The following is a 12,385-nucleotide window of genomic DNA, read 5'->3' as shown; positions in this document are numbered from 1 at the left end:
GGTCAGTGGTCCTGGCCGGCGGGCGATGTCGGTGCGTGGCGCGCGACATGAGGCGCCGACCGCGGGGTCGCGAGCCTTGTAAGCGCCGATTTCACATCGTCAAGCAAACGGTCCCACGGACGGTCCGCCGTGCCCATGCGGGCGATGAAGACATAGTCGCTGCCGGGACGGGCCAGGTCGGGGGCGAGGGCGCGGGCGGCCTCCCGGAGCCGGCGCTTGGCGCGGTTGCGGACCACCGCGCCGCCGACCTTGCGCGTGGCGGTGAAGCCCAGCCGCACGGTGGGGTCGCCGTCGCCGCGGTCCAGCCGCTGGACGACCACGGCGCCGCGAGCCTCTGAAACGCCTTTCGCGGCCGCCAGAAACTGGGGCCGCGATTTCAGGCGCTCGATTTTGAACGATTCGGCCATGCGCCCTGCACAGGCGCCGGACGACTTAGGCCGTCAGGCGCTTGCGGCCCTTGGCGCGGCGGCGCGCAACGATCTTCTGTCCGTTCTTGGTGGCCATCCGCGAACGGAAGCCGTGACGGCGCTTGCGCACGAGTCGCGACGGCTGATAGGTCCGCTTCACGGTCGGCTCCTGGGACTGAAAACAAGGTGGGCGGCGGAAAGAGGTCCGTCGCGGGAAGGGCGGGCGTATAAGCGGGGAAGCCCGTGGTGTCAACGCCGCGAGCGGTCAGCGGAGAGACGATGCACCGGGTGAAACGCTTCCTGCCCCTCATCGCGCTGGCTTGCGTGATCACCCTGATCTTCGCCATGGGCTGGAACCGCTACCTGTCGCTCGACACCCTGCGCGACCATGGCCAGACCTTCCGCGACTTCACGGCGCAGAACTATGTCCTGAGCCTGCTGATCCTGATGCTGCTGTTCGCCGCCCTGACGGCCAGCGTGGTGCCGGGCGTCTTCTTCGTCACCATCACCGCCGGCTATCTGTTCGGTCCGTGGATCGGCGGGGTTTCGACCTCGATCGCGGCCACGGGCGGCGCCCTGGTCGTCTACGCCGTGACCCGATCCGCCCTGGGCGAGGCGCTGCGGCGCAAGGCGGAGCGGGACCAGGGCCTGATGCAGAAGGTCTGCGCCGCCATAGACAAGGATACGTTCTGGTACGTGCTGGCCTCGCGGCTGGCCGTGGTGGTGCCGTTCCACATGATCAACATCGCCGCCGGCATGATGGCCGTGCGGCTGCTCCCCTACACCGTCGCCACGGTGATCGGCCTGCTGCCGGCGCACATCATCTACTGCTGGATCGGGGCGCGGCTGAACACCCTGCTGGTCAGCGACCCTGACCCCGACTTCCAGGCGCTGTTCAACCAGTTCTGGGCCCCGATGGCCGGGGTTTTCGTGCTGGCCGTGGTGCTGCCGTTCGCGATGAAGGCGGTCCAGGCGGCGCTGCGGCGGCGGGGCGCGGCGTGAGCAACGCAGCCATTGGCCCAAGCTTTGCGTTAGGCCCTGCATGAGCGAGGCGCGTCCCCTGCTGAGCGATGTGCGGCGCGGCCTGCGCCTGCCCGCCGACTGGCGCGAACGGCTGCGCATCCACGCCCCTGACGCCCTGGCGTGGCGGCTGCTGGCCCTGACCTTCATCTTCACCGTCGTCGTCGAGGTGCTGATCATCGCTCCCAGCGCCGCCAGCTTCCACGAGCGCTGGCTGCTGGACCGGCTGCAGTCGGCCGAACTGGCCTCCGTCGGCGTCGAGGCCCTGCCCTATTCCGCGGTCGAGGACGATGTGGCCGAGCAGCTGCTGGCCATCGGCGGGGTGCAGGCGGTGGTCGTCGGCGACCAGGGCGTGCGCCGCCTGCTGCTGCAGGCCCCGAACCTGCCGCGCACGCCGGACCTGATCGACCTGCGCCAGAACCGGCCGGTGACGCGGATCCTCGATCCGTGGCGGACGCTGTCCGGCCACCCCGACCGGTCGATCCGGGTCCAGGCCCGGCCCCGGTACCGCTCGGGCGACTTCATCGAAATCCTCGCCCCGGCCCAGCCGCTGAAGATGGAGCTGCGCGCCTTCCTGCTGAACAGCCTGCTGATGTCCCTGCTGATCTCGCTGGTCGCGGGCGGCCTGCTGTACGGCGGTCTCGCCTTCCTGGTGCTGCAGCCGCTGCGGCGGGTGACGCGGTCGATCGAGCGGTTCGCCCTCGATCCCGAGGCGGAGGGCGATCCGCCCGGCGACCGCCACGACGAGATCGGCCGGGTCGAGCGCGAACTGGCGCGGATGCAGGACGAGGTGCGCCAGTCGCTGCGCTCACGGGCCCGGCTGGTGGCGCTGGGCGAGGCGGTGGCCAAGATCAACCACGACCTGCGCAACATGCTGACCTCGGCGCAGATCGCCTCCGAGCGGCTGGCGGATTCTCCTGACCCGATCGTGGCCAAGGCCCTGCCGCGGCTGGAGCGGGCGCTGGGCCGGGCGGCGGCCCTGTCGCGCAATGTGCTGGAATATGGCCGCAGCGAGGAGCCGGCGCCGCAGCGGACGCGCTTCGCCCTCGCCCCCGCCGTGGCCGTGGCGGCCGAGGACTCCGGCCTGTCGGACGAGGGGGTGCGGCTGAGCAAGGCCATTCCGGCCCGGTTCACCGTCCACGCCGACCCGGACCAGCTGCACCGCATCCTGGTCAACCTGATGCGCAACGCCCGCCAGGCCATCGAGGGCGACACGAGCCGCGTCGGCCGCAAGGGTCTGGTCAAGGTCAGCGCCGTCCACCAGGACGGGACGGCGGTGGTGCGCATCGCCGACGACGGACCCGGAATCCCGCCGCGGCTCTCCGACCAGCTGTTCGAGCCGTTCGTCAGCGGGAGGAGCTCTGACGGGACGGGGCTGGGCCTGACCATTTCGCGCGAACTGGCGGTTCGCCACGGCGGCGACCTGGCCCTGGTCGACACGGGGCCGCAGGGGACGACCTTCGAGCTTCGCCTGCCGGACTGACGGGCGGGCCGCGGCTCCAAATCGCGCGACCGGCGTTATCAGTCGTAGATCGCCGCGAAACGGCCCAGCTTGCTGGCCAGGCCTTTGCACGAAGGAGCCCCGCTATGACCCGACTGATCCTGACCGCCGCCACCGCCCTGGCGCTCGCCGCCGGGCCCGTCCTGGCGCAGACCGCCCCGACCAAGCCGGCGGCGACCGCCGAAGCCGGCTCCGCGGAATGGCTGCGGCTGCGGGGCGAACAGTATCACCGCGCGCCGGACTCCGAGCAGGACCCCGTCGAGGTCGCCGCCACCGCGCGGCTGAACGCGGAGATCGCCGCCCGCAACGCCGCGGCCGCGGAGGCCGAGACCCAGGGCGCCGCCGCCTTCGAGGAGCGCAACGCCCAGTGGCGCTCTGAAACCGCCCGGCTCGAGACGGAGCGCGCCCAGTGGGAAGCGAACAACGCGGCCGCCAACGCCGCCCGCGCCCAGTGGGAGCGCGACAACGCCGCCTGGGAGGCGGAGATGGCCGCCTGCCGCCGGGCCGGGCGGGTCTGCATCACCACGCCGCCGCCCCGTCCCTGATCCGCGCGGCGTTGCGGAGCGCCGGCGCGCGTGACACCCTCGGCGGGCCGCCCGCCGGGGGACCGCCGCCATGTCAGACGCCGTCGCCGATCCGCCCGCCCAAGCGACGCCGTCCCGCCTGGACCGGCGCGCGGACCGGGGCCTGGCCGGCGGACGCACCGACGTCTGGCGGCACCCGGCCGCCGTGCGCATCACCCACTGGCTCAACGTCGCGGCCGTGGCCGTGCTGCTGATGAGCGGGCTGAATATCCTGGCGGCCCACCCGCATCTCTACTGGGGCCTGCGCTCGACCTTCGCCGACCCCTGGCTGAGCACGCCGGCGGTTCCCGACTGGCTGCTGATCCCGCAGGGGCGCAACCTGGCTGAGGCGCGCAACTGGCATTTCCTGTTCGCCTGGGTGTTCGTGATCAATGGCCTTGTCTACCTCGCCTACAGCCTTGTGACCGGGCGGTTCAGACGCCGACTGGCGCCGACCGGGGCCGAGCTGCGCGGCTTCTGGGCCTCGATTAGGGCGCACGCCCGCTTCCACTTCCCGACCGACGATCACGCCCGCGCCTACAACGTCATCCAGAAGCTGACCTATCTGGCGATGGTGCTGGTCATCCTGCCGCTGATGCTGGTCACGGGCCTGTCGATGTCGCCCGGCTTCAACGCCGTCGGCGGGGTGCTGCTGGACGTCATGGGCGGGCGGCAGTCGGCGCGCACGCTGCACTTCATCTCGGCGGGGCTGATCGTCGGCTTTATCGTCATCCACGTCGGACTGGTCACCTGGACCGGCTTCTTCAATAACATGCGCTCGATGATCACCGGCTGGTTCGTGATCCAGCCGCCGGGCTCCGTGGCGGGGCCGAGGCTCCGGCGGCGGGATGAAGGAGAGGCGCCATGAACCGTCGCCGCTGGCTGGGCGGGGCGCTGGCGAGCGCCGCCGCCTCCTTCGTCGCCGCCTGCGGGCAGAGCGGCGGACGGCTGTCGGAACAGGCCCGGCGCATGGGCGAGGGGCTGACCCGGCGGGTGCAGCGGCTGCTGATCCCGCGCGACGCCCTGGCGCCGACCTACAGCCGGGCGGAGATCTCGCCGGATTTCCGGGCCAACGGCTCGATCGATCCGGCGGCGTCGGACTACAAGGCGCTGAAGGCGGAGGGGTTCTCGGGCTACCGGCTGGTCATAGACGGGCTGGTCGAGCGCCCTTTGGCGCTGAGCCTGGCCGAGCTGAGGGCGCGGCCGGCGCAGAGCCAGATCACCAAGCACGACTGCGTCGAGGGCTGGACCTCGATCGGCGAATGGACCGGCGTGCGGCTGGAGACCCTGCTGGACGAGGCGGGGCTGAAGCCCGAGGCCAAATATATCGTCTTCCACTGCTTCGACGCGCTGGATCAGCGGGAGGACGGGGAGCGGTATTACGAAAGCATCGACCTGATCGACGCCCGGCATCCGCAGACGATCCTGGCCTACGGGATGAACGGCGAGGTCCTGCCGGTCCCGCACGGGGCGCCGCTGAGGCTGAGGGTCGAGCGGCAGCTGGGCTACAAGCACGCCAAATACATCCGCCGGATCGAGGCGGTGGAGAGCTTCGCCCACCTCGGCCGGGGCAAGGGCGGCTACTGGGAAGACCGCGGCTACGAGTGGTACGCGGGGATCTGAGCGTCGCGCCTCAGATCTCCGCCGGTTCGTCCTGCCGCTTCTTCATCAGGGCGTCGAAGCTGTCCCAGACGCCCGCGGCGCCGTGCCAGGAGCCCTTGGTGGCGGCCTTTGAGTATTCGGTGGCCCGGGCCTCAAAGAAGTTGGCGTGTTCGACGCCCGACAGCATCGACTGCAGCCACGGCAGGGGGTTTTCCTTGACCCCGAACAGCTCGGGCAGGTGCAGCTGGCGCAGGCGCCAGTCGGCGATGAAGCGGATGTAGGCCTTGATGTCGGCGGGCGTCATGCCGTCCACCGGGCCCATCTCGAAGGCCAGGTCGATGAAGCGGTCCTCCATCTCGACCACGGTGCGGCAGCATTCGACGATGTCGTCCGCGACCGCCTTGGTGACCGCGCCGGTCTCCTTGTTGAAGGCGTGGTACAGCTTGATGATGCCCTCGCAGTGCAGGCTCTCGTCGCGCACCGACCAGCTGATGATCTGGCCCATGCCCTTCATCTTGTTCTGGCGGGGGAAATTCATCAGCATCGCGAACGAGGCGAACAGCTGCAGGCCTTCGGAGAAGCCGCCGAACATGGCCAGGGTGCGGGCGATGTCGCCGTCGGTCTCGACCCCGAACTTGCCCATGAAGTCATGCTTGTCGCGCATGGCCTCGTATTCCATGAAGGCGCCGAACTCGCTCTCGGGCATGCCGATGGTCTCGAGCAGCAGGGCGTAGGCGGCGATGTGGATGGTCTCCATGTTGGCGAAGGACGCCAGCATCATCTTGACCTCGGTCGGTTTGAACACCCGACCGTAACGCTCCATGTAGTTGTCCTGGACCTCGATGTCGGCCTGGGTGAAGAAGCGGAAGATCTGCGTCAGCAGGTTGCGCTCGCTGTCGGTCAGATTGGCCGCCCAGTCCTTGCAGTCCTCGCCCAGCGGCACCTCTTCGGGCATCCAGTGGACCTGCTGCTGCTTCTTCCACATGTCGAACGCCCACGGGTAGCGGAACGGCTTGTAGGCGGCCGAGGCGGTCAGCAGACCAGGCGTCGAGGGCAGGATCGGGGCGTGCGCGTTCATCGAAGCAACTCTGTCGGCGAATCCGGAAGGGTGGCGTTCACCATGCGACTCCGATGGCCGGGCGCCAAGCCGAAATGCGGCTATATTGCGATCACTTTTTCCGCGACCGCTAGATGTGGTAGGCCCGGCCAAGACTTCTGGGGAGAAGCTGGGGACGAACCGCGCCCCAAAACGGCAAGGGAGGCTTATGCCTTCGCGCGCAAATCTCGCGGGTCGCCTGGCGCGTTCAGGCGCACAGAGGGTCCGAGGAGATCGACATGACCTACACAGTCTATGGCGCGGCCGGATCCGGCTCGGTCCCGGTCGAGGCGGCGCTGACGCTCATCGGGGCGCCGTTCGAGGTGGTCGAGGCGGTGACCTGGGAGGGCGAGGCCGAGCGCGACAAGGTGGCGGCGGTCAATCCGATGCGGCAGATCCCGGCGCTGGTGACGGCTGACGGAGAAACGATCACCGAGAGCGCCGCGATCCTGATCTGGCTGGCGGAACGGCATCCGGAGGCGGCGCTGGGGCCGGAGCCGTGCGATCCGCGACGGGCCCAGTTCCTGCGCTGGATGACCTTCGTTCCGGCCTCGATCTATTCGATGTTCTGGGTGCGGGACGAGCCGAGCCGGCTGGCCGGCGACGATCCGGCGGCGCAGGCCACGATCAAGTCGCGGACGGCGGACCGGATCGCCGAGTGCTGGGGGCGGATGGAGAGCCAGATCGCGCCGGACCGCTTCCTGCTGGGACCGGAGCTGACGGTGCTGGACCTGTATGTCGCCGTGGCCAGCCGCTGGACGCCGCACCGGGCGCGCTTCCATCAGGTCGCCCCGCGCATGGGCGAGGTCATGCGGCGCGTCGACGCCCTGCCGGAGCTGCGCGACTTCTGGGCGCGGCGGTTTCCGTTCGAGGGGAGGTACGGGGGCTAGGGGCTAGGGGCTAGGGGCTAGGGATTAGGGGCGAGCGACGAGGGACGAGGGACTAGGGACTAGGGGCTAGGGACTAGGGGGCTAGGGATTAGGGATGAGCGATTGGGGATCACGGATCGGAGTCGCCCATTCACGCGCGCAAACCGAGCTCGAACCATCAACGCGGAAATGGGTCCGGAGGCTTTCTCTTCCCTAGCCCCTAGCCCCTAGCCCCTAGCCCCTAGCCTCTAGCCCCTGGTCCCTGGCCCTGATCCCTAGGCCGCCGCCGTGACCGCCGCTGCGGGGAGGTCTCCCGACAGGGCGCGGGCGACGGTGGCGAACAGCGAGGCCTGATTGACCGGCTTGGCGAGGTGGGCGTTCATGCCGGCGGCGAGGCAGCGGGACACGTCCTCCGGCATGGCGTCGGCGGTCATGGCCACCACCGGAACGACGCCGCGAGCCGCGGGCAGGACGCGGATGCGGCGGGTCGCCTCGAGCCCGTCCATGCGCGGCATGCGCACGTCCATCAGCACCAGGTCGAGCGCCTGTTCGCCGGCGAGCTGAACCGCCTCCTGGCCGTCGCAGGCCTCGACCACCTCGCAGCCGAAGGCCTGGAGCATGATGCGGGCGACCTCGCGGTTGACCGGATGATCGTCGACGACCAGCACGCGGGGGCTCGGAGCGGCCGTGCGGGCCGGCGCCGGCGCCGGACCCGTCAGGGAGTCCGCGGCGGCGACAGGGTCGGGCGCGGCGGCGGGGGCGGGCGGCTCGACGGGGGCGTCGGGCGCGCGGGTCAGGGGCAGGTGCAGGGTGAAGGTCGAGCCCTCGCCCGGCCGGCTGTCGACCTCGACCCGGCCGCCCAGGCGGCGGGCGTGGCGGGCGACCAGGGCGAGACCGAGCCCCGCGCCCTCGTGCAGGCGGGTGGTCGAGGCGTCGGCCTGGGAGAAGGCTTCGAACAGCTGGGCATGGTGGGCCGGTTCGATGCCGCAGCCGGTGTCGGAGACCCGGATGGCGGCGCCGTCGGCGGTGCGGTCGAGGCGGATGGAGACGCCGCCCTCGGTGGTGAATTTCACCGCATTGGCGATCAGAGGATGCAGGGCCTGGCGCAGGGCGCGGCGGTCGCAATTGAAGCGCGAGCGGGGCGGCAGCCGGTCGTCGATGGTCAGGGCCAGGCCGAGGGCGTCGGCGGCGGCGCGGCTGGGGCCCATGGCTTCGCGCGCCACGGCGGCGAGGTCGAGCGGCTCGGGCGAGACGGCGTGTTCGCCCCGCGCGAAGTCGAGGACGTCCTCGACCAGCATCAGCAGGCCGTCGCTGGACTCGCGGATCTGGCGCGCCTGACGCACCGCCTCGGGGTCGAGGTCGGCGCGGCCGGCGAGCAGGTCGGCGAAGCCGGCGACGCCGTTGAGCGGGGTGCGCATCTCATGGCTCATCATGGCGAGGAAGCGGGCCCGGGCGGCGGCGGCGTCCTCGGCCACCCGGCGGGCCTCCTGGGCGGCGGCGGTGCGGCTCCGCAGCCGGGCCTCCAGCTGGCGGCGCTCGGTCATCACCGTGCTGATCGGCAGGACGGTGACGACCACGGCGAGCAGGAACAGGTTGTAGACCCCGAGCCGGCGGACCAGCGGCGGGACGTCCTCAAGTCCGGGGATGTCGGCCAGCTGGGTGAGCTGGACCGGGCCGTGCCCCATCAGGGTGGCGGCGCCGCTGACGGTGGCGAGACCGATCAGGGCGGCGGCCGACAGCGTCGGCGACAGTCGCAGGCCGATCAGCATCATCGGCAGGAAGACGAGGAACATCAGGGGCGCGTCGCTCTGCCAGAACACCCCGGCGGTGACGACCAGCATCAGGCCGATGAGGCTGGCGGCCTCGGTGCGGGAGGCCCGGGTGGCCCCGGCGAAGCGGTGGCGGCGGGCCAGCAGCAGCAGGATCGGGGTGACCAGCAGCAGGTCCAGCGCCTCAACGGCGATGTAGCTCTGGAAGTCGAACAGCCAGATCACCCAGGGCCGCGGCGAGACCAGGGCGAGGGTGACCATGCTGAACAGGGCCGCGGCGACCGTGGCCGGCGCCACGGCCAGGACCGCGAAGCGGATCAGCCGGCCGGGCCTGCGCAGGTCGAGGGCGGCGCCGCAGACGCGCCGGGCGAGCACGGCGGCGCCCAGGGCCATGCCGAAATTGAACGTGATATTGGCCGCCAGATAGACCACGGGCGCGCCGCGCAGGCTGTTGGTCGCGATATCGAGCGCGATGCAGGCTCCGACCACCACCAGGGCCGGGCGGCGGTGCAGCTGCAGCAGGGCCGCGGTGATGACGCCGTTGGCCAGCCACACGGTCGCCGTCCCGAACCGGGCCATGGTCCAGTAACCGATCGCCACGGCGGTCGCGTACAGCAGGACATAGACGAGCGCCGGCGGACCCGCGACGCGACCCGCGTCGTGCCTGAACAGACGCCAACGACCTTTCAAGCGGACCCCTCCCGGCCACCATCGAAACCCGATGTCTAGGGCCGACCCGTAAACAAATCAGATGCATGGCGCGGCGCCGGAGACGGAACCGCGCGCCAACCGCGACCGTTTCCAAACCCTCGCCTCCAGAGGGTCCGGACCATGTCAGACACCGTCACCGACCCGAGCTTCGATCCGCCGGAGGAGGCCGTGGCCTTCTACGAGGAGGCGCTGGGGCTGCTGAAGCAGAGCGGCATTCCCTTCCTGCTGTCCGGGACCTATGCGGTGACCGCCTATACGGGCATCCGGCGGCCGACCAAGGACCTCGACGTGTTCTGCAAGCCCGGGGACTATCCGCGCATCCTCGCCTTCTTCCAGGCCCGCGGCTACCGGACCGATGTGGAGGACGAGCGCTGGATCGCCAAGGTCTGGAAGGACAAGCATTTCTTCGACGTGATCTTCGCCATGTCGAACGGCACCATCGCGGTCAACGACAGCTGGTTCGGCCCGGACACCATCGAGGTCTACGGCCACACCGTGGGCATCACGCCGCCGACGGCGCTGATCCTGTCCAAGGTCTTCATCCAGGACCGCTACCGCTACGACGGGGCCGATGTGAACCACGTCATCCTGAAGCAGTCGGAGGCGATCGACTGGAAGTCGCTGCTGGACCAGATGGACCTCTACTGGGAGGTGCTGATGTCGCACCTGCTCAATTTCCGCTTCGCCTATCCGACCGAGCGGGGCCGGGTGCCGACGTGGCTGATGACCGAGCTGAGCGAGCGGCTGCTGGCCCAGGTCGACCTGCCGGCGCCGCGGATCAAGGTGTGCCGCGGCCGGCTGTTCAGTCCGCGCGACTATATCGCCGACATCACCGAGTGGGGCTTCGGAGACGTCGTCGGCAAGGGGCTGGAGGAGCGGCATGACCCGATTCATTGATCGAGGGCGCCATGCTCGCGGCGCGGTCGCTCGCGGCTTGAGCGCGAAGGAGGCGGCGCGGTGACCGACGGGCATCCCGATCCGCAGACGCCGCAGCCGGGGCTGGAGCCGGGGCCGGCGAAGAAGCTGCGCGTGGCGGCGGTGGGCGACCTGCACGTCGGCGAGGCGCACGAGCGGCCGCATCGCGAGCTGTTCGACCGGGTTCACGAGGACGCGGACGTGCTGTGCCTGTGCGGCGACCTGACCAATTTCGGCAAGACCCGCGAGGTCGAAGTCCTGCTGGAGGACCTGCGCGGCTGCAAGATTCCGATGGTCGGGGTGCTGGGCAATCACGAGCACGAGTGCGGCCATCCGGAGGTGGTGACGCAGATGCTGTGCGACGCCGGGGTCAAGATGCTGACCGGCCAGGCCTATGAGATCGACGGCGTCGGCTTCGCCGGCGGCAAGGGCTTCATCGGCGGCTTCGGGCGCTATATGCTGAGCCCGTTCGGCGAGGCCTCGATCAAGGCCTTCGTGCAGGAGGCGGTCGACGACGCCAACCACATCGAGAACTCGATCCGCATGCTGAGGACCGAGCGCTCGGTGGTGCTGCTTCACTATTCGCCGGTGGCCGAGACGGTGATGGGCGAGCCGCCGGAGATCCACGCCTTCCTCGGCTCGTCGCGGCTGGGGGAGACCATCGACCGCTACGACAACATCAGCCTGGTCGTGCACGGCCATGCGCACAGGGGCGCGCCGGAGGGACGCACCACCAAGGGCGTGCCGGTCTACAATGTCGCCCTGCCGGTGCTGAAGACGCTGGGCGAGACGCCCTATCGGGTGTTCGAGGTCTGAAACGCCTCGCGGGTGCGGAATCCGCGCCAGATCGCCCAGAGCAGGAGCGCGGCCGTCACGCCCAGGCTGTCGGCCGCGAGGTCGAGCCAGTCGGCGTCGCGGCCGACCATTCCCTGCACCACTTCGACCATCCCCCCGAGTCCTATCGCCAGCAGCGCCGCCCCCAGCCGCGGAAGACGGCGGAACAGCACGCCGAAACTCCACAGGATCAGACCGAAAACGGCGAAATGGGCGACCTTGTCCGAGACCCCGCTGGCCGCCTCAGCGCCGCCGAACGGCCCCAGCATCAGGACCAGGGAGACAACGAGAATGGCGACCGCGACGAGGCGGAGGACGCGGGACATGGGAGGCCGGGGTTTCGAGGAAAGGCCCTGTCTATCAGCCGGCGAGCAGAACCCAAACGCCCGTCGCCGCGAAACCGAGCGCCGCGGCGAAGCGGATCCATTTCAGCGGCAGCCGCCGCGCCGCCGCCTCGCCCAGCAGCACCGCGGGTCCGTTGACGAGCATCATGCCCAGGGTCGAGCCGGCCACGACCAGCGGCAGGGACTGGAACTGGGCGGCGAGGACGGCGGTGGCGACCTGGGTCTTGTCGCCCATCTCGATGACGAAGAAGGCGGCGGCGGTGGTCCAGAACACGCCCGCGAAGGTCTTTTCGGTGGTGTCGGGCCGCTCGTCGAAACGGTCGGGGATCAGGGCCCAGACGGCGAAGCCGAGGAAGGCCAGGCCGATCACCCAGCGCACCCAGCCGCCCTCCATGAAATGGCCCAGCACCGTGCCGGCCAGGGCGGCGAAGGCGTGGTTGGCGATCGTCGCGGCCAGGATGCCGAGCAGGATCGGCAGCGGCCGGCGCCACGCCGCCGCGAGCATGATGGCCAGCAGCATGGTCTTGTCCCCGATCTCCGCGATGGAGACGAGGCCGGTCGAAATCAGGAAGGCGTCCAACGTGTCTTCGTGCGCGGAGCCTCGGCGGACAGACCTGTGGCGTTCGCAGCCGGGCTCCGCGTGGAAATCCCCTGCGAATGCCAGCGGTCTTGCCATGTTTCGCAGGGTCCTACCGCTCGCGCCGCGGGCGCTCGCTGCTTGAGGACGACGCCTTCAAGCCGGCGCGCACCGCGT

At 70.2% G+C, this 12,385-nt stretch carries 14 protein-coding genes; 8 read left to right on the top strand and 6 right to left on the bottom strand.

Features of this window, described 5'->3' with window-relative positions:
- Positions 1 to 2: 2 nt before the first annotated feature.
- Both rnpA and rpmH read right to left on the bottom strand, forming a co-directional pair.
- A complete protein-coding gene (rnpA, locus tag VEA98_RS02845; RefSeq protein ID WP_324810960.1) occupies positions 3 to 407 on the bottom strand; it encodes a ribonuclease P protein component in 405 nt (134 codons plus the stop codon).
- Positions 408 to 432: 25 nt separating this feature from the next.
- Positions 433 to 567 carry a 50S ribosomal protein L34 gene (gene rpmH, locus VEA98_RS02840; protein WP_003164000.1) on the bottom strand — a complete coding sequence of 45 codons (135 nt, stop codon included), beginning with the start codon at positions 565 to 567 and terminating at the stop codon, positions 433 to 435.
- 119 nt (positions 568 to 686) lie between these two features.
- Between rpmH and VEA98_RS02835 the strand changes: the two genes are divergently transcribed.
- The 5 genes from VEA98_RS02835 to VEA98_RS02815 all read left to right on the top strand — a co-directional run bounded on the left by VEA98_RS02835 (position 687) and on the right by VEA98_RS02815 (position 5,114).
- Positions 687 to 1,409, top strand: coding sequence for a TVP38/TMEM64 family protein (locus tag VEA98_RS02835; protein WP_324810959.1), 723 nt, complete (start codon positions 687 to 689; stop codon positions 1,407 to 1,409).
- A 40-nt stretch (positions 1,410 to 1,449) separates the two neighbouring features.
- Complete coding sequence (locus tag VEA98_RS02830; protein WP_324810958.1) at positions 1,450 to 2,910, top strand: HAMP domain-containing sensor histidine kinase; 1,461 nt, start codon at positions 1,450 to 1,452, stop codon at positions 2,908 to 2,910.
- 104 nt (positions 2,911 to 3,014) lie between these two features.
- A complete protein-coding gene (locus tag VEA98_RS02825; RefSeq protein ID WP_324810957.1) occupies positions 3,015 to 3,473 on the top strand; it encodes a cell wall hydrolase in 459 nt (152 codons plus the stop codon).
- 70 nt (positions 3,474 to 3,543) lie between these two features.
- Positions 3,544 to 4,359: a cytochrome b/b6 domain-containing protein gene (locus VEA98_RS02820; RefSeq protein WP_324810956.1), complete on the top strand. Its 816-nt coding sequence runs from the start codon at positions 3,544 to 3,546 to the stop codon at positions 4,357 to 4,359.
- The gene (locus VEA98_RS02815; protein ID WP_324810955.1) at positions 4,356 to 5,114 is read left to right on the top strand and encodes a molybdopterin-dependent oxidoreductase; all 759 of its coding nucleotides are present in this window, start codon (positions 4,356 to 4,358) and stop codon (positions 5,112 to 5,114) included. Before VEA98_RS02820 ends, VEA98_RS02815 begins: the two co-directional genes overlap by 4 nt.
- A gap of 10 nt (positions 5,115 to 5,124) precedes the next feature.
- Here the strand turns inward: VEA98_RS02815 and VEA98_RS02810 are convergent, their stop codons facing one another.
- Positions 5,125 to 6,171 carry a ribonucleotide-diphosphate reductase subunit beta gene (locus VEA98_RS02810; RefSeq protein ID WP_324810954.1) on the bottom strand — a complete coding sequence of 349 codons (1,047 nt, stop codon included), beginning with the start codon at positions 6,169 to 6,171 and terminating at the stop codon, positions 5,125 to 5,127.
- Positions 6,172 to 6,428: 257 nt separating this feature from the next.
- Between VEA98_RS02810 and VEA98_RS02805 the strand changes: the two genes are divergently transcribed.
- Positions 6,429 to 7,079 carry a glutathione S-transferase family protein gene (locus VEA98_RS02805; RefSeq protein WP_414642130.1) on the top strand — a complete coding sequence of 217 codons (651 nt, stop codon included), beginning with the start codon at positions 6,429 to 6,431 and terminating at the stop codon, positions 7,077 to 7,079.
- Positions 7,080 to 7,333: 254 nt separating this feature from the next.
- On the opposite strand, the gene VEA98_RS02800 is transcribed toward VEA98_RS02805, so the two are convergent.
- Positions 7,334 to 9,517, bottom strand: coding sequence for a response regulator (locus VEA98_RS02800; protein ID WP_324810953.1), 2,184 nt, complete (start codon positions 9,515 to 9,517; stop codon positions 7,334 to 7,336).
- A gap of 141 nt (positions 9,518 to 9,658) precedes the next feature.
- Between VEA98_RS02800 and VEA98_RS02795 the strand changes: the two genes are divergently transcribed.
- Positions 9,659 to 10,435, top strand: a complete 777-nt coding sequence (locus VEA98_RS02795; protein WP_324810952.1) for a hypothetical protein — start codon at positions 9,659 to 9,661, stop codon at positions 10,433 to 10,435.
- A 60-nt stretch (positions 10,436 to 10,495) separates the two neighbouring features.
- Entirely contained in the window at positions 10,496 to 11,269 is a 774-nt protein-coding gene (locus VEA98_RS02790) for a metallophosphoesterase family protein (RefSeq protein ID WP_324810951.1), read from the top strand.
- On the opposite strand, the gene VEA98_RS02785 is transcribed toward VEA98_RS02790, so the two are convergent.
- The gene (locus tag VEA98_RS02785; RefSeq protein WP_324810950.1) at positions 11,248 to 11,613 is read right to left on the bottom strand and encodes a VanZ family protein; all 366 of its coding nucleotides are present in this window, start codon (positions 11,611 to 11,613) and stop codon (positions 11,248 to 11,250) included. The two genes, VEA98_RS02790 and VEA98_RS02785, sit on opposite strands and share 22 nt — an antisense overlap.
- 34 nt (positions 11,614 to 11,647) lie before the next feature.
- On the bottom strand, positions 11,648 to 12,211 hold the full coding sequence (locus VEA98_RS02780) for a TMEM165/GDT1 family protein (RefSeq protein WP_324810948.1): 564 nt from the start codon (positions 12,209 to 12,211) through the stop codon (positions 11,648 to 11,650).
- Positions 12,212 to 12,385: the final 174 nt, after the last annotated feature.

It is taken from the genome of Brevundimonas sp. (genome assembly GCF_035627055.1).
Taxonomy (GTDB): domain Bacteria; phylum Pseudomonadota; class Alphaproteobacteria; order Caulobacterales; family Caulobacteraceae; genus Brevundimonas.
Note: the sequence above shows the minus strand (reverse complement) of the source record. Positions and strands in the feature narration are given on the sequence as shown.